Below are 17,167 nucleotides of genomic sequence, written 5' to 3' on the forward strand. Positions count from 1 at the left end.
CACTTTTGCCTCCGCTCAGCTATCCAAGCCGCTCCATCAGCTTCTTTTCATCAGGTTACAGGCATACGCTGAGGTCCGGTTCTACAGTATATCGAGGAAAAACAGATGCCGGCACGACACCTGTCCCCTGCTAAGCGCACATTTCCATATCCAGTTTGGGCCTAAGTCTAGCCGTAGATTACTGTTAGCATCTGGTGAATACGTTTTGCGTAAGTGTGATCCTTGAGCGTCCGTTCAAAAGCACGCAGCGCGATTGCCCGGCGTTCCTCCTCATGGGTTAAGTAATAACGGATCTTATCCATCATTTCCTGAGGACTCGCAAAGGTCACAATTTCTTCATCCGGTTTGTAGAAAGATCCCATATCATCTCTAGCATCTACTAATTGCAACGTGCCCGTTGCTGCAATTTCAAAGGTACGTGGATTAGGAGAAACGGCAGGAATCGAAAGCGTATTGTTATTAACCACTTCATCAATGTGCGAGCGGTGGAGGTTAATGACGATTTTGGAGCCGCTGTAAGCTACTGACGTCTCTTGTGGGGACATCCATTTGCCAATTTCAATACGGTCACCGTAGAGCGGAGCCTCAGGCAGACGATCCCACCAGATTCCGTTAATCACTGTGTTATAGTTCATTAAATCAGGAAGAATCTCACGGAAGAAGTTCACCCGGTTCCAATAGGCGGAGCCAATAAAGCTAACTTCCCGATTCACTGACGAACGTGTTGTAGTAGGACGGTAATGCTCCAGGTGAGCAGCAAAAGGAAGATAATGGACCTCAGGACAACCAAGTCCCCGATAGAAATCAATACAATTACGTTCAAGTGTGAATACAAAATCGTAGTGAGCCACAATCTTGACCGTAAAGTCAGTGTAATAAGGATCATCAGTAAGCCAAATAGCTGTCCGAATGCCACTAGTGCGTAGAGCATCGATCTGCTCAAGAGGTAAATCCATACCGTCTAGCACCAATACCAGATCCGGTCTTTGCGCTGCAGCCAGCTCTACTAGATTTTGACGCACATCCGTAATTGTGACTTGAGCTGTTAATTTTTGTAGCGCGCAAAGAACCGCATCATCTAAAGGAGAGTAAGGGTAGCCTTTGCCAGAAGCGACATACATGACATGAATATTCCGCACAGGAAATACTTCTTCAGATCGACCATTCAGGATCGCAAGGCGCCCCCGTAAATAGCCCTCATCATACCCCCCCTTAAAACCACTCAGACGACCACGCAGCTTTTCTTCCTCCGGAGGTGTAAGAGGTAATGGGGGGGTAGGCATAATAAATTCATTATTGTTCATAATCCTCGCTCCTTTATCCCGTTATAGATTTCATACACGTGAAGCAATTACATTCAGCAAATGAGGCATACGCGCAGTGAATGTATGGTTTCGCATGGTAGTCCGTAATCCCCGTAAAGCATAGATTCGCCGCTCTTTTTCATGCTTCAAATAGTACTCAATCTTCTGCTGCAGTTCCTTAGCCGAGCCAAAAGTATCCAGATCATAACCAGGCCGATAATAATTTCCCAAATCCTCACGAACATCCGTAAGCTGCATAGTACCGCAGGCGCTGATCTCATAGGTGCGCGGATTAATGGAGCGTGAAGGAAGGCGGTAGCTATTCCGGTTATCCTGACCCTCTTCCCACGGGCGGTGAATATTAATGACTATTTTTGCGCCACTGTAGTAGTTGGCTGTCTCCTCAGGCGGGATAAAGCCATTGCTGATAAAAGGTGTAAGTTGATCATAGGTTGCGAGGCGTTCCCAGAACCCCCCAGCGATAAGCACTTTTTTCCCCTTAAGATAAGGTGCCAGTTCGTCGAACAGCTCTGTCCGATTACGAAATGCATTACCAATAAATACAATGTCATACTGATATTGCGGGCCGGTACGCCGTGGGTAGAACATCTTTGGATTGACACATAGTGGCAAATAATGAACCGATGACACCCCAAGGGATTGATAAAACTCTACGCAACCCAGCTCATGTGTAAATACGTGATCATAATGCTTGCAAATGACTGAAGTGTCCTCTGTAAAATAAGGATCATCTACAAACCAAATGGCGGTTGGGATGCCTAGCTTTCTTATCTCCGAAATCTGTTCTAAATGATTTTCTGGGAATACATGAAGCCCATTCATCACTAGCACTGCCCCAGGCATTTCCCGTGCCGCGGTTTCCAGCATCGTTTCAGGAGTACTTATTACAAGCTCACTTACAAGCTGCTGCAGCGCCTCCGTTACGCCAGTGTCGATCGCCTGAAATCCTTGAGGAACATACATTAACTTAAATGGTCGGCAAGCTTCGACCCCTGGAGTATTCAGACGCTGCACAGCCTCACACATGCCAAGACGATATCCTTCGTGATAACCGTCGCGATATTCTCGCGGATGCTTGTGTTTTTTTCTCTTTCTCGCTTTCACGGCCTTCACCCTGCCCCGTCGTATTCTCAAGACAGTATAACTATATGCGGAGTCAGCACTCGCCTCATGGACATCTGTCTTTACTAGAACTAAATTGGCAGATGTCCCCTGTCTTTTGCCCGGCTTGCCCGAACCTTAGAAGATTTCATCCACTTACAGGATGCTGGTATACTATAAGAGGTTGTTCAAAAAGTCCGCTTTTGATCACGAAGTAGCCCAAGAAGCTTACTCGACATCGAATATTGAATTCAGGCGAAACTTCCGGTGCTCACGTAGCTTTCACTACGCTCCGCTCCTCAGTTTCTACCTTCTTTCAATCTTCTCGGTGCTGAAAACCGTACTTTTAGAACACACACTATAAAGGTCTAGCTTGAGACTTACATCTCGTCATATCTGAGCGGAAATGATTATTTATGGCATTCACAAGGGGGACACTATGAATAACACCACGTTGTACTTGCGCCATGCAGAACTGCTTCGTGATCAGGTTCCATCATTCCAAACCTATCCATTTCATCTGCCAGCCGTAAGAACACTGGATCGGCTTATTTTTCAAAAGCCAGTAACCTTTCTTGTCGGGGAGAATGGCACAGGGAAATCTACATTGCTAGAGGGAATTGCTGCTGCGTGGGGCTTTAACCCTGAAGGTGGAACACTTAACTTCTCTTTTAACACTCGTTCCTCACATTCGAGTCTCTATGAGTATTTTAGAATTGCTAGAGGGGTTAGACGTCCGAAGGACGGCTTTTTTCTACGCGCGGAGAGCTATTATAATGTGGCTTCCTACATTGATGAATTAGATGAACAGCCTAGTTTTGGTCCACCAATCAAGAACTCCTATGGAGGCAAGTCTCTGCACGAGCAGTCTCACGGAGAGTCTTTTTTCGCAGCGTTCGTTCATCGTTTTGGAGGGCGTGGTCTTTATATTCTCGATGAACCTGAAGCCGCTCTATCTCCTCTACGGCAAATGTCTCTGCTGGTGCGTATGCATGAGCTAGTGCAACAGGATTCACAGTTTATTATCGCGACCCATTCTCCCATTCTAATGTCCTATCCGGGAGCTGAGATTTTTCTTCTAGAAGGTGAGGGCATAAGGTCTGTCGCCTTGGAGGAAACAGAGCACTACACCGTGACCAAAGCATTTATGAATGACCGCCAGGGTATGCTGCGTGAGCTATTAGAGGATGAACAAGCATAAACACCTTCGACGTCCCTATAAGGACGGTAAGCATTTAAGCGAGAAGTATAAGGATAATTTACAACATGGAACATATAAATTCTTATATTTTAATAAAAACAGCAAGTCTCCATAATCGGAAACTTGCTGTTTGATTTGTTTCATAAATTAACGTCTTACAATTCCCACTACCTTGTGTACAACCCATCCGAACATGACTACAACCATCATATCGAAGCACACATTAAACAAGAATAAATGCTTACCAATGTCAGCCCTTCCGTCCCCAAGAATCGGAACCAGGAAGGAGAAAATCCCTATCAGTCCCAATAACATCAGCAGTTCACCAGCAACTCTTCCCCGAACATCCCGACTACGGAAATATTGGAACACCGCCACGGCAAAATACACCAGATAGAATATAGTGAGAAATCCGAGCGTATGCGGAATATGCTTGTTCTTGAATTCGCTCCACCCGCTGTAAGTGTACGATAATGCACCTGCTGGCTTATTTTCACTCTTCTCATAGTTCCCTAGATAATAAGGACGAATCGCCATACTGTTACTAGCAGCATATTCCATATTATCTATTAACCGTCCTGGATGTTTTAAGTAGAAGAACAATACATCCTTATGGGATACCCGGTCGTAGAAATCCGGTACCAGCGAAGGATCATCCTGTTTGATCACTGTATCGGTCTGAAAATAATTCGTGCCCGCAAGTACCTCCAACCGCTCCGGCAATCCGAGATCCTGCAAATCTCCCTTCACATCTGGTGATTCGTTTAATATCCCAAAAAACACAGTCTGATACAGGTTAATATGCTTCAGCTCTTTTGGCGCCGTCACGTACATAACGATGGATACCAGAAATATCGCAATCGAAAAGCGTAAGGCCAGCTTTCTCCATTTTCGCTCACCATCAAGCGTCATAAACCGCAGGAAGATCAATGCAAAGGCAATCCCAATCGGCGCATTCTGAATTTTGGAGGTGACCAGAAACAGTATCGCAATAAAGAACAAGGTTAACCCTTTAGTCGTAGGCTTTTCTTGGCTAGTTAATCTTAACCCCAGTGCAAAGGTCAGCAGCATAAACACCATCGATACCGGTTCTCCAAACAAGGAGTTGAAGTATGCCAAATACCCAATATCATAGAATACAAACAATAAAGCTGCACCTAGCAGCAGCCCCGTAACATAAGAGCCGCGAGCATTGTACTTCACCAGCAGCCAGGTCGCCACCAGTAAAAGAAGACCGTAAACTGCACCGAGCAATCTAACATCAAAAAAGCTGCCATGGATGAGCCCGCCGATCAACCTCGGTACAAGCACAATCAAAATCTGTGAAGAAGGATAGAAGCCCCTGAACAAATTCTCATACGCAAAACGAGAATGGCTAAAATTAAAAAACTGGTCGGTATACGATGCTGCAGTATCATAGTAGTTCAGACCGATGGTATTCATCATACGCAGGAAATCTCCATTATCAGCAACCCCAATAAAAGGTCCTACGAATAGCAGATAAATAATGAGACCGCAGCCGGCAAGGCTTACGAGATACTCCGGTTTCCAGAACTTTTTCATGATTCCCCCTATCTCTGTGGTAACAGCTTCACATATTCGTCGGACAAATTCATTAGCTTCAATACATACTCATAATCGCTCTGATATTTCGAGAAGTCCGTTACCGGCTTGAGCGTATCCAGCGACACAGCTTCACCATCTGCAAATCCTTTTCCAGGGACATAGAGAATGTCATCATTAAAGAAGGAGCCGGAAGGCAAATAATATCTCATCCCTAACACATTACGATCAATGTTGAGCAGGTCATGACCAAAGGCTGTATAACCTTCTTGTTGTAGTGAAACACCCATTAAATTAGCAATCGTAGGAAGGATATCTAGTTGTCCTCCCGTACGCTCTACTACCTTCCCTTGCTCCATTCCCGGCACACGCACAATGAGTGGAATATTAAAGCGGCTGATCCGGGAATCATATGGAACACCAAGTGCACTTTCCACTTGCTCTGGCGGAACGTCCTGAGGCTGCAGGCCAAAGTGGTCGCCATACATGACCAGAACAGTGTTATCCCACAATCCATTTTCTTTCAAACCTTCTATTAAAGTACCTATGGCATAATCAGTATAGTTTATAGCAGTCAAATAATCACCAAGCATCGTATCCTTCAAATTATCAGGCACAGTGATTTTCTTAAAGGAATCTGGGATTTTGAAAGGATGATGACTGGATGCTGTCACCATCTGTGCGTAGAAGGGAGTTCCCTTCTTCTTCAGCTCTGTCAATTTCTCGACACCCGTAATATACAGTTGTTCATCGGAAGCACCAAACGCATTAAAATGATCATTCGTAAAATAATCTTTGTCATAATAACCATTAAACCCAAGCGCCGGATATAGCTCATTCCGATTCCAAAACCCTACTTTATTCACATGAAAGGTGTATGCCTCATACCCTTTATCTCTTAGCAGTCGTGGTAAGCTTGGCAATTCTCTGTCCCCGAATCCGGTAGACATGGCCAAAGTACCAATCGGATAAATAGACGTATTGCTCATGAATTCAGCGTCAGATGTATTCCCTGGACCAATCTGCTGGTAAACATGAGGAAAATAAAAGCCCTCATCCGCTAACTTATTCATGACTGGCGTCAATTCTTGACCATCCAAGGATTGATGTAGTGGGAAATTCTGAAAAGCTTCTAATTGTAGCACAATTACATTTTTACCCTTTTGTGAGCCAAAATAATCAGGAGTCGTACCCGCTGGCTTGTCACTATAAGGATAGGAAGATTGCAGGGCGTCAACCTTCGCAATCGTATCCTTAATATCACCCGTTCCAATGAGATTGTTATCTTCATTAATCTTAATCGCAGCAACGACTTCATAATTTAGAAATCCGGCAGTTTCCGCCTGTACAAGCTCATTTGTAATCCCCCGTGCAGAGTGGACAGAATATGCCGATAAAGAAAAGCCTCCAATAATGGATACCAGAATCACCACCACATGCACGAATCCTGTCTTCCGGGAACTAAAGCGTTCACGCGGGTAGGTCTTTCCTTGTTTCCATCTGCGAATCAAACCATAGATAGCGAAGATGACAAAATCCGTAAAGAATAAGTAATCAATACTCTTTATGGTAGATTCTACGCTTGCCTTCACTTGAAATACCTGATTGATTTCAGATAAGGCCAGGTAGGTTGGAACAGAACCAAAGTGATTAAAATATACAGCGGCTGCGAACAGCAAAAGCGATAAAAAGCCGTTAAATATCCAATAGACGGTTGTTCTCACCCTAGATGGCGTAATCACCGTTAAAATCCCCATAATAAAAAGAACGGGCGCTACATCCGCTGCAATCCATTCCCAAGCAATTCTATCAAAGAACAACACTCTCAGAAGCAACAGCTTTAACCATAACAATATAACAACGATAAAAAAATGGGCGCGATCCGGCCCTTGCTTTTTCACTTATAATCCCCTCTTACATGTTCATTTGTTCGAAATATCAAATCTATTCTAGTAATTTGTAAAATATCAGGTTGTTCTAGTATAACAATACTTACTTTTTTTATCAAAATGGTAGAATTATCTTCCATTCAAAAAAAGAGATGCCCCGCTGCTCTTTCGGCATTGGAACATCCCTGTTAACTATGAGTTGATCAATCTTCAGACGATTGAACTATACTTAAGCAATCTTTTAATAGAACGGTTCGCTTCATTTAACACAACTTCCTTATCTACAGTCTTCAGCAGACCTCTTTCCATCACGATCTCCCCGTCGATAATCGTAGTTTCCACATCTGCCCGGGTAGCTGAATATACAATTCTAGAGATGGGATCTACGTCATAGGAGGGGAAGGTATGGAAATTGAAGAGATTCAGGAGCACTAGGTCTGCTTTTTTACCCACCTCGATACTACCGATCTTATCTTCCATCCCTACCGCTTTTGCCCCACCTATAGTTGCCATACGAAATACACTGCGGGCATCCATCGTCGTAGGTCCATGTTGAGGCTTCTGAATAATTGCTGCGAGCCGCATTTCATTAAACATATCCAGATTGTTATTACACGGTGCACCGTCAGCACCCAGACTTAGTGACACATGATCTTGGAGCATCCCCGGTGTATCAGCAATTCCGGAGGCTAATTTCAGATTTGAGCCAGGGCAATGACTTACATGAACTCCACGATCCCGCAATATGCGCCGCTCCTCAACATCCAGCCATACACAATGCGCCAGTATTAAGCGCTCATTAGCTAATCCTAGATGGTCCAGGTAGACGATGTTACGCATCCCGGTCATCGCCTGTACAATCTCAATCTCCCCTAAATTCTCAGAAGCATGGGTGTGCACCTTCACATCATACCTTGCGGAGAGATCTCGTACCTCGGTTAACAAGGGTTCGGTGCAGGATATTACAAAACGCGGAGAGAACGCATATTGAATTCGTCCATTGCCATAGCCATTCCATTTTTCAAGCAAATCCACACTTTCCTGTAAAGAAGAAGCGGTATCCTCCTGCAGTGCTTCAGGCACATCTCCTCCTTTTTGATCCATCATTACCTTACCGGACAAAGCACGTATTCCACTTTTAGCAATGGCCTGAAAAGCATAGTCCGTATGGTGAACAGTCTCCATATCAACAATCGTAGTGGTTCCGCTGGAAATCAGTTCTCCAATACCGAGCATCGCCGAATAATAAAGGGATTCCTCATCATGCGCTGCCTCTAACGGCCAAATCCGTTTACGCAGCCAGTCCATAAGCTCCAGATCATCTCCCTTCCCACGGAATAACGTCTGGCATAAATGAATATGCGTCTGAACAAAACCGGGAATTAGCGTACGGTTCGTGGCATCGATGACCTTTTCGTCTCCCTGCGGGATCAGACCAGTGCCTATTTCTACAATGAGATCGTCATTAATTCGAACATCCCCGACAATAATTTCCTCCTGTTTGTTCATTGTAATGATCTCAGCATTTTTGATCAGAATGTTCCCCATTGTCCTTATCCCCCTCATTGTTCATTCGTTTGCCGTTTCACGGTGTAACACAAAAAGGCCACAAAAATATGCCGTAGCATATTTTCGTAGCCAGAAATTTACGGTTTCCGGTAGAGACCCTTAAACCAATTATTAAGGATATACGAAAAGAGAAGCTATTCTATTCCAAATTTGAATAAATCAATCATAAGACAAAGACAGGTTTAATGTCAACGAAAGTTATTTAAACTAACACAAATTTCTTGATTAGATCTATTCACAATTAAAAACAATGATTATCTCTATTCGTATGTAAAAAAACCTAACTTAAATTATGATTTTCCACACTACTTATCAATGTTTCTTAAGTTCCGCTTTTATACTCGTCCCATCACCCGAACCGATAGCTTCGCTTTTAATAAAGTAATAGCGAGGAGGAGATCAAATGCCAACAATTTCTCAAACCCCAAATGAGTTGCAAGCATTCATCGCCGCTGCTGAAAAAGTATGGTTCGAGGTCTACGACTCTGCCGATTCTCGTAGAGTGATCCGCGTTGATGGCGCCGATTATTATCGTCTGCCGGTTAGATTCAGTACCAGAGCTAAGGTTATTTCGTATTTTCGAAAGTACTGGGGCATTACAATGAGCAACACCATGTTCTGTAATTTAAAAACCGTTTCTAGAAACAACAGGCTTTATGTAATATCGGGAGATACAGGAACCATTGCTTTTATCCCAAGAAGACTCACCGTTACGGGTCGCACATCAACAAGAATACGCCTTACAGCAGTTCTGTCCATTGATGATATGAGCGATGAAGATATCGTTAACGTTCGTTACCTGATCGGCGTATCCGGTAGAAGGCTTCTTATCCTTAACCGGGATCAAAAAAATACCGATACTCGATATCAGACATGCCGTTAAGGGAATAAAGAAAAAAGGTCCAGAGGTTAACCCTCTGAACCTTTTTTTATGTTAAAGCTTCCTAACTATGTTCCGGTTTCAGCACCTTCTCGAATACTGGAAAGTTCGCCGTGCGGTTCGGAAAACCCACTTCACCTCTATGGTCATAACCAAGGCGAGGATAGATTTCCAATGCTCTAGTATTCTTCGCATAAGTATCCAGCCGAATACTTGTGTAACCATTACGCGCTGCGTAATCCTCCGCGAAAGCAATTAGCCTAGTCGCAATCCCTTTTCCCTGAATATGTGGATGAACTGCTAAACGATGCATAATCAGATGTGGCCCTTGATTTTGCTTCCACTCGATCTTCTTATATTCCTCAGAAGCATTCTCATCCAGTACAAGAATACCCGCGATAGCTTTATCTTCTTCACATACATATAAGGTACCCTGTGCGATATCCAGTTCGATAATCTCTTTATTCGGATAGCTCTCATCCCACTGGTCGCTTCCAGCGGCCTGCATAACTTGTACACATTTTGAGATCAATTCCATGATCTCTTCGATCTCATCCTGTCTAGCTTTTCTGATCCCATTTATTACTTGCATCCTGCTATCCCCTCTTTCTTATCGACATCTGAAAACCTCTGAATAGATTCTCGTTTTAGAAGTCTATCATATTCTGAGACAAATTCCGATAGTAGGATGATTCCAGAGAGGATGCAATCCCTCTAAGCTGAGGGACACGAAAGATCAGAATAACACGTCATAGATTAGATCTCCGGGTCCCTTCCTCTTAACTTACCTGCCGCTGCTCAATTAAACTCCAGCTTATGCCCGTCCTCGAAGCCCTTGGCGAAACCGGCATCGAACCCCACGTTGTATGCTTCTGTGTACCCCTGCTGAAAGGCGTCTGCCGGTGGCGTTTCCGGCGAAACGCCAAGGTCCGGGGGGAGCGGAATGACCTGCGGGGCAGGTGGAGCCTCGATAACCGGCACTATATGAACTGGTGCTTGTATAACTCTCACCTTTCGAACAAGCTTGCGGCGGAGTCTTCTTTTCTTTCGTACCAAAAGACCCTTCTTCGTCTTTCCATAACGAACGACTTTCCGAGAAAGTCCTCTGCGGGGTTTGCGGGCTAGACCTCTACGCACTTTCGTTTTCCGCGAGAGCAGTAGTGTGCGTCTGCGGGTTCTGCCTGAACGTAATGTTCTAAGGCTCTTTTTCTTCATGCTTCTATTCCTCCTGTGCTCCATGATCTCTGGAGGTTCCTACGGCGTATGCCTTGCTCAGCCATGGCGCAGCAGGAATTCCCCGTTTCGGTTGATGTAGTGAAATCCCGGACATCATCCGGCACATCGCGCTCTGATACCCACTTAAGATTCTGATATTGTCGCTCAATTTGCGGGCCGTCAGCTCAGATTGCCCCGTCAATTCGGCGATGCTCTCCAAGATGGCCGCCAAAGCAGCCTGACTGCGCGAAATGGAGCGGATCATCTCCAGCTTGACGGCATGTTCAGAGAGACGGTCCCCGCTCATTTGCTGTCTTCTCCAAAACTGAATCCATCACCTGACATGTCTCCAAAACCTTCCCCGCCACCATCATCTTCACCACTGCCCAGCACTGCTTTTAAATTGCTGTAGAGTCCATTCTCCAGTTTAGTCAGCCCTTCGACCATTTCCACGATAACTTCGTGAATGGAGAGGGATTCCTTCAGCTGCTCTTCATGAGATTCGAAAGCTCTAGCGTGGATATGATGTTGTGCCCACTGTTTTACTTTTTCAGCTTCAACCGCCTTAGCTTCCAGAATCATTGCAATGTTCCACTGGATAGTGGCGGTCGACTCCAGCATTTGCAGATAAGCCTTTTCTCTGCTCATCATCCGCCTCCTGCTCCTATAGCGTTACTCTTCTTCTTGGCCGTTCAATTCCTTAATTACTCTGCCTACCCCTTCAGCCATCGCTTCTTCCAGATCTGCAAGTGCATTCAAGTAAGCAATAATATTCTTGTTTACTTGAGTTGAGCTTTCGATCATCCCGCTGATACCGTCAAAACCGGGATCTGCATCTGGCAGATCGTGGACAATTTGCGACATACGGACAGCCACGTGGCGCTCGGCATCTAGTATCCGCGCCATCTGTTCGTGCGTATGGGCCATGTGCTGCAGGACCTTGGTTATTTTATTCTGCACCTTCATGTCTCCTTTGCTCAAACGCCCTGCTACAGCATATGCGGCAGAAGCCGGGACGGTGCCGAGGATATAAAGGCAAGTTACGTCTCTAAACAAGTGGATTGGCGAACTCAGGATACTTTAGAAAATTGCAACAGGCCGTGTAAATGGAAAATAAAAGGCCAACAGCCCGGTCCATTTGGAACGGGCTGTTGGCCTTTTGGATTAATAATATTTATTGATGATTCTGTAAAAGAGAACCGCCGTTTCGGCGCGGGTTGCAGCTCCCGTTGGATGGAGCAATTTCCCTTCACCAAGGACAATGCCCTCCCTGACCAGTACGGCTGCTGCCTTCACGGCATAATCAGCCACTTTAGAGGCATCCGCAAATTTGCCAAGGTCGGAGATAGAACCGGCCTCTGCTAATTTTCCTGACTTCTGCAATGCTCTTACGATGAATACCATCATATCCTGCCGGGAAATCTCTGCTCCCGGATTGAACCTGTTGCCGCCGACTCCGCTGGCAATGCCCAATTGTTTGGCGATTCCCAGCGCTTCATAATAGTATGCGTCCTGATCGGCATCCGCGAAGCTCACTTCAAACCCAGCCTTTAAATCAAACGCTCTGACCAGAAGCAAGATAAAATCCGCTCTTTTCATCTTGGCGCCCGGTTCAAAGAAAGTACTCGACGTTCCCTGAACGATTCCTTTAGCCGCCAGAGCTTCAATAGCCTCTTTGGCCCACAAATGGCTGCCGATATCACTGAAAACAGGTTTCTTTGGCTGCAGTTCCGGTGTTGGTGCCGGTGTTGTCGACGGACCTTCACTTGGCTTCGGAGCTGCCGGCGTTGGCGTTGGAGTCGGGTTACCACCTCCGCCGCTGCCCGAGCTACCGTCCCCGCTGGCCTTTAATGTAGATACGATTCTCACATTGCTTATCTTGGACGTATTTCCTGCTGCATCAACAGCAATAATATAGTATTTGTACTGGGTATCCGCAGATAAACCGCTATCTCTGTATTCTGTTGCCTCCAGGATCTTGATTTCAACGTCATTGCGGTAAATCCTGTATCCCGTTACTCCAAAATTATCCGTGGAAGGTGTCCATTTTAGATCAATGGCAGAGCTGGATACCGCTTCCGCTCTCTCTATTGTTGGTTCCATGGGAGCCTCAGTATCAACGATGGTTGGTGTCCACCAGTTGCCGGATGCCACAATCATGCTGAGCAGACGCAAATTATTGCCAAAATATAAATCGTCTTCGGTGGAAACAGCCGCATTATAATCCCATAATCTATTCAGCCACTCCTGATTGGATGAATCGATCATGGCGCTGACCATCATCGGTGCGGAGAAGGATGTGTCTGCATAATCATTGATTGCTTCCGTGCCGTCCAGCTTATATCCCGCAAGGATCTTGGCCGGATCATTATCCGCCTTGGCCCGAATCCAGCGGTTCAGCGTGCTGAGCTGCTCTTTAGCCCGGTTATCACCTGTCAGGAGATAATCCGTACTGATCCGCCAGGGAATACGGGAAGAGTTGTAGTTGTAATCCCCGTCATTTTCCGATTCCAGGAAGTATCCATCCGGGGTATCCCATATTTTCTGGCTTACCGGTTTGTATTGCCCATCCGTATCATCCTTGAATACAAAATCCGGCAACAAACCGGCTTTGGGACTGTAATTTTCATACAGACTATTAATGATGTTGTAGGTCTTATCGGTAACACGATCCCAATTGGGGTCTCCGGATACATTTTTAAAATCTTTCAGATGCTGCAGCATAAAATCGGAAGGACGTGTAGCATTGCCGAACATGGAATCATTGTCACTGACCCAATCCGCCAATTTCAATGTCCACTCGGAATGGTTGACATCGCTTTTCATAATGGCGTTGATTACCTTTTTGGCCTGGGACAAGTAGTTAATCTCCCCGCTGCTGCCCCATTGACTGTCGGCAAGCAGAAGAGCGTAAGCAATATCCATATCGCCGTCGGTTGCCGAATCCACACCATTGATATCAATAATTTCGGTGCCAGTATCCGCTTGCTGCCATGCCATTAAATCGGGATTGATTTCACTTGGATGTGCTCTGAAATAGCGATACATCCCGTCAAAATACTTCTTAGCCTCCGGATCATGACCCGCGAGCAAAGCGGTAATCAGCATTCCGTAGCCATGCGCTTCTGAAACTGTAATCTCGTTATTCTCAAACCAATCTCCGTCGCTATACCACACGTAATACTGGTCTGACTGATATGGATTTTGTTTCAGATATTTTGTTTTCCACTCGTTATATAATCTGCCCACCGTAGCGTCCAGTTGGGCCTGAGTCAAGTGATTCGGCTTAATGGAGCCGGCCACATAAGACGTATGCTGCGGAAATGCCTTATGGACACCCTCTCCAGTGGATGAAGGTTTGGTCTTTACTTGAACGGTATTGCTCGCCAGCGATTCCTTCTCTTCTGCATTATAGGCCTTCACAGTATAACTATAGGCCGTATCCGGAGTTAACCCGGTATCGCCGTAGGATATTTCCTTCGTCGTGCCGACCTTGCTGCCGTTGCGGTATACGTTGTAGCCCGCTGCCTGAATATTGCCGGCCGATGCCGTCCATTTCAAGTTGATTTGGTAAGGAGAAACCGCAGTTCCTTTTAAATCTGAAGGTGCTGAAGGCGGCTCCGACTCGCTTGGACCTTCGATTGTACTGACTTCGACCGGATCTGAATTGATTCTTGTGCCGACCGCTTTGACAATAAATTCATATTTTTTCGCAGGATTGATATCATCTACCGTGTAGGTGTATTCCGTTTGACCTTCCGCTGCTGGCACATATATACTCCAGTGTGTCTTCACCTTGTCATTCTTCTCATAAATCCGGAATCCTCTTACAGGTTCTGTACTTGCGGAAGGTGCACTCCAGGTCAGAACCGCCTTGCTGCCGTTCAATTTCACCTTCACCGCTTCCGCCGGGTCCGGCTTGGTGTCCGTTCGCTTGATCCCATACTTGTCATATGCTTTTAGGCCGTCGCCAACGGTGTCCGGCTGATTCTCATCCGCTACGGCTGCGGTATATGCTGTAAAGGAAAGCACCCGGTCTGTGATGGAAACATCCGTAAACATCTTCTTCTCCGGCTGTTCGTCGATGGCTGCAAAGTAATCATCATAAGGAACCGGATTCCCGTTTTCGTCCTGAATCTCGCGGGGTTCTCCATTCTCATCCAGTTCATATTGATTGTTCTTATAATAGAATTTATTTCCGAATGCATTGGACATGAGATAGACCGTGCCTTTGGGGTTGAGTGCATTGCCCTCTCCATCAAATGTCAGTTTTTCCTTGGGAATAACTTCATCATTGTACATTTGGAAGGATCTCATATACATATGATCATGGGCCTCGAACACCATATCGATGCCCATCTCGTCAAAGGCGGGAATCAGGTATTTCTTGTAAAACTGGACGCGATCGTCTTCCCATTGTGCAGAGTTGTCACCTGCTGCATAGGGGCTTTTGTGAAAAGTAACAAACTTCCACTTCTTGTCGCTGCGGGCGACCGTACTCTTCATCCAGGCCACCTGGTCCCAGAATTGGTCATCTGCCCATTCCACTTCTTTCCCATTCTCTGCAAGTGCCCCCGAATACTGCGAATTGAAGACAAGATAGAGTGCATCACCGTATTCAAAAGAATACACAGAGCCTTCATGAGTATCCGCAACAACCTGTTTCGGCAAGTTGAAATGGTTGTAGAAGTTGTTATTCGGCGTCGTCTCGTCTCCGTCATAATCCATGACCTCATGACCGCCAAGTACAGGCACATATGGCACTTGCAGCAATTGATTCTGGGCTGCTCCGAGCATCCATTGCCACTGCTCCTCCAAATCACCGTTATCCACCAGATCTCCGGCGCTGATCAGGAATTTAGGGTCGCCTATATAATCAACTGCTTTCCGGAAGGTATCACCCCAAGGCTCAAAGTCAGACTTGCTGGAAGCCTGTGAATCGGAACCAGCGATAAAACGGAAAGGCTGGTGGCCGGCAGCATCGGTAGTGAACGAGCCGATAGAGCTCCAATCACCTGATTTGCCGTTACCTGCCCGAAATTTGTAAGCTGTTCCCGGTTGAAGCTGGTCTGCAATGACTTTATGACTAATAAATTTCGTTTTATGGTTCGTACTTCTGTCGCTTTTACTCATAAAGGTCTCAATTTCTTCGGCCTCTCCCTGATAAGTCAAAGCCCCGTTCTCCGGGAAAATGTTCCCCATAACCTTTGAGGCTTCTATAACCTGTACCACGGTATCCGTCATTGCATCCGTGTACCAGGCCAAGGCAATGCTCGTCTTTGGATCTCCGTTAAACGTCATATTGATGGATTTTGGAGCAAGAGGCGAATCCTGAACGCCAAAACTCCAGGAAACTTCCCGAACTAGCGGCACAAGATCTGCCCCCTTGATAAGCTCCTTGGGTATAGTTACCGTGTAAGACTTCCCATAAGTCAACGGAGGATGGTTTATCCGCAAAGTATCTCTGTTTAAGACTTCAAGTGTAACCCCATCAACCGGTTGATCGTTCTCATCGGCAAATCGGACAGCATAACCCGGATCAAGGGCAATGGCCTTGTTGAATTTGATTTCAACGGGAGCTTCGGGAGACACATTTCCAGAACCGTCTGCAGGCTGCTGGACAAGATCTACGGTAGGAATGATAGGTTCTTTCCCCGGGATCGGCTCGCCGGACACCTTGATATTTCGGATTCTACTGGAACCTGAACCCCCTATGCCCTCATCATTCCCCCTGGTGTTGCTATCGGAGCTGACGATCCAGCGAATATATAATATTTCCCGATCATCGCTGTTCGGAAGGGGAGTATTCACCAGTCTGCAGGTATCTCCCGGGCAATCAAAACTGGAGACGGCCATTTTAAGATTCGTATTCGGCACATCCTCCCACGTTTGTCGGTCTACACTCGTCTGCACTTTAAAATCACGCGGACCTGACCCGGATGAATTTTGCTCAGAGGATAAGGTGATCTTCTCAAACCCGGTTGTAGACACGGTAGCAAGCCAATACTTTTTCCCGTTTCCATTGTCCCAGCCCTGATAGCTGATCGCTTTCTTGCTTACATCCACATCCTCGAATACACCGCCTACATTGCGAAAAGTAGACGCTGTCTCATAGATGCCGTATGTAGCCGAGATTACCCCCACATTTTCAGCGGCCTCATCAAACACCCATTCGGCAATCGTCTTTACACCGGTTATTGAATCTGAACCGACAGCATCTGGTGCAGGTGCTGCATTTGCAATCTGGAATGGCAGCAGTATAAGCACGAGCAACAAAGAAATGGATTGGTGCAGCCTTCTTTTCAAATGACCCTTCTTTTGCACTCTCGTTCCCTCTTTTCGCAGATAATAGTTTAAGCGCTTTAACTTTCACTTGCAGCGGACCCTGATTTTCTTTTCCCCTCCTTAAATACGATTTATATGT

13 protein-coding genes and 1 riboswitch are annotated in these 17,167 nt (G+C 45.9%); of the genes, 2 read left to right on the forward strand and 11 right to left on the reverse strand.

From position 1 onward, the window contains the following. Nucleotides 1–167 precede the first annotated feature (167 nt). Both MHI27_RS25605 and MHI27_RS25610 read right to left on the reverse strand, forming a co-directional pair. Complete coding sequence (locus MHI27_RS25605; protein WP_042194464.1) at nucleotides 168–1,283, reverse strand: glycosyltransferase; 1,116 nt, start codon at nucleotides 1,281–1,283, stop codon at nucleotides 168–170. A 51-nt stretch (nucleotides 1,284–1,334) separates the two neighbouring features. Then, nucleotides 1,335–2,351, reverse strand: a complete 1,017-nt coding sequence (locus MHI27_RS25610) for a DUF3880 domain-containing protein (RefSeq protein WP_405176796.1) — start codon at nucleotides 2,349–2,351, stop codon at nucleotides 1,335–1,337. Between the two features lie 514 nt (nucleotides 2,352–2,865). Here MHI27_RS25610 and MHI27_RS25615 point away from each other — a divergent pair. Continuing rightward, nucleotides 2,866–3,627, forward strand: a complete 762-nt coding sequence (locus MHI27_RS25615) for an AAA family ATPase (protein WP_149644975.1) — start codon at nucleotides 2,866–2,868, stop codon at nucleotides 3,625–3,627. Nucleotides 3,628–3,774: 147 nt separating this feature from the next. Here the strand turns inward: MHI27_RS25615 and MHI27_RS25620 are convergent, their stop codons facing one another. The 3 genes from MHI27_RS25620 to MHI27_RS25630 all read right to left on the reverse strand — a co-directional run bounded on the left by MHI27_RS25620 (nucleotide 3,775) and on the right by MHI27_RS25630 (nucleotide 8,627). After that, the gene (locus tag MHI27_RS25620; RefSeq protein WP_340972708.1) at nucleotides 3,775–5,190 is read right to left on the reverse strand and encodes a hypothetical protein; all 1,416 of its coding nucleotides are present in this window, start codon (nucleotides 5,188–5,190) and stop codon (nucleotides 3,775–3,777) included. 8 nt (nucleotides 5,191–5,198) lie between these two features. Further along, nucleotides 5,199–7,091, reverse strand: coding sequence for an LTA synthase family protein (locus MHI27_RS25625; RefSeq protein ID WP_405174971.1), 1,893 nt, complete (start codon nucleotides 7,089–7,091; stop codon nucleotides 5,199–5,201). Nucleotides 7,092–7,289: 198 nt separating this feature from the next. Continuing rightward, nucleotides 7,290–8,627: a 5'-deoxyadenosine deaminase gene (locus MHI27_RS25630; RefSeq protein WP_405174972.1), complete on the reverse strand. Its 1,338-nt coding sequence runs from the start codon at nucleotides 8,625–8,627 to the stop codon at nucleotides 7,290–7,292. A gap of 67 nt (nucleotides 8,628–8,694) precedes the next feature. Continuing rightward, nucleotides 8,695–8,793, reverse strand: a riboswitch (purine riboswitch). Nucleotides 8,794–9,051: 258 nt separating this feature from the next. Between MHI27_RS25630 and MHI27_RS25635 the strand changes: the two genes are divergently transcribed. Continuing rightward, nucleotides 9,052–9,531, forward strand: coding sequence for a DL-endopeptidase inhibitor IseA family protein (locus MHI27_RS25635; protein WP_076285969.1), 480 nt, complete (start codon nucleotides 9,052–9,054; stop codon nucleotides 9,529–9,531). Nucleotides 9,532–9,592: 61 nt separating this feature from the next. On the opposite strand, the gene MHI27_RS25640 is transcribed toward MHI27_RS25635, so the two are convergent. The 6 genes from MHI27_RS25640 to MHI27_RS25665 form a co-directional block, all read right to left on the reverse strand. Further along, nucleotides 9,593–10,120: a GNAT family N-acetyltransferase gene (locus tag MHI27_RS25640; RefSeq protein WP_405174973.1), complete on the reverse strand. Its 528-nt coding sequence runs from the start codon at nucleotides 10,118–10,120 to the stop codon at nucleotides 9,593–9,595. Nucleotides 10,121–10,326: 206 nt separating this feature from the next. After that, nucleotides 10,327–10,743: a hypothetical protein gene (locus tag MHI27_RS25645; RefSeq protein ID WP_405174974.1), complete on the reverse strand. Its 417-nt coding sequence runs from the start codon at nucleotides 10,741–10,743 to the stop codon at nucleotides 10,327–10,329. 4 nt (nucleotides 10,744–10,747) lie between these two features. Further along, on the reverse strand, nucleotides 10,748–11,050 hold the full coding sequence (locus tag MHI27_RS25650) for a hypothetical protein (RefSeq protein WP_042130853.1): 303 nt from the start codon (nucleotides 11,048–11,050) through the stop codon (nucleotides 10,748–10,750). After that, nucleotides 11,047–11,391, reverse strand: a complete 345-nt coding sequence (locus tag MHI27_RS25655; protein WP_042191502.1) for a hypothetical protein — start codon at nucleotides 11,389–11,391, stop codon at nucleotides 11,047–11,049. The genes MHI27_RS25650 and MHI27_RS25655 overlap by 4 nt, the downstream gene beginning before the upstream one ends. Before the next feature lie 24 nt (nucleotides 11,392–11,415). Then, entirely contained in the window at nucleotides 11,416–11,703 is a 288-nt protein-coding gene (locus MHI27_RS25660; protein ID WP_042191504.1) for a hypothetical protein, read from the reverse strand. Nucleotides 11,704–11,907: 204 nt separating this feature from the next. After that, the gene (locus tag MHI27_RS25665) at nucleotides 11,908–17,067 is read right to left on the reverse strand and encodes a glycosyl hydrolase family 8 (RefSeq protein WP_405174975.1); all 5,160 of its coding nucleotides are present in this window, start codon (nucleotides 17,065–17,067) and stop codon (nucleotides 11,908–11,910) included. Between the last annotated feature and the right edge of the window lie 100 nt (nucleotides 17,068–17,167).

Origin of the sequence: Paenibacillus sp. FSL H8-0261 (genome assembly GCF_045040645.1) — a bacterium.
In the GTDB taxonomy this organism is placed as follows: Bacteria; Bacillota; Bacilli; order Paenibacillales; family Paenibacillaceae; genus Paenibacillus_AQ.

Coding starts and splice junctions, on each gene's coding strand:
- MHI27_RS25610 (WP_405176796.1), bottom strand. CDS start 2,351: ATGTGTGAGGCTGTGCAGCGTCTGAATACTCCAGGGGTCGAAGCTTGC.
- MHI27_RS25655 (WP_042191502.1), bottom strand. CDS start 11,391: ATGAGCAGAGAAAAGGCTTATCTGCAAATGCTGGAGTCGACCGCCACT.
- MHI27_RS25645 (WP_405174974.1), bottom strand. CDS start 10,743: ATGAAGAAAAAGAGCCTTAGAACATTACGTTCAGGCAGAACCCGCAGA.
- MHI27_RS25605 (WP_042194464.1), bottom strand. CDS start 1,283: ATGCCTACCCCCCCATTACCTCTTACACCTCCGGAGGAAGAAAAGCTG.
- MHI27_RS25615 (WP_149644975.1), top strand. CDS start 2,866: ATGAATAACACCACGTTGTACTTGCGCCATGCAGAACTGCTTCGTGAT.
- MHI27_RS25640 (WP_405174973.1), bottom strand. CDS start 10,120: ATGCAAGTAATAAATGGGATCAGAAAAGCTAGACAGGATGAGATCGAA.
- MHI27_RS25635 (WP_076285969.1), top strand. CDS start 9,052: ATGCCAACAATTTCTCAAACCCCAAATGAGTTGCAAGCATTCATCGCC.
- MHI27_RS25650 (WP_042130853.1), bottom strand. CDS start 11,050: ATGAGCGGGGACCGTCTCTCTGAACATGCCGTCAAGCTGGAGATGATC.
- MHI27_RS25620 (WP_340972708.1), bottom strand. CDS start 5,190: ATGAAAAAGTTCTGGAAACCGGAGTATCTCGTAAGCCTTGCCGGCTGC.
- MHI27_RS25630 (WP_405174972.1), bottom strand. CDS start 8,627: ATGGGGAACATTCTGATCAAAAATGCTGAGATCATTACAATGAACAAA.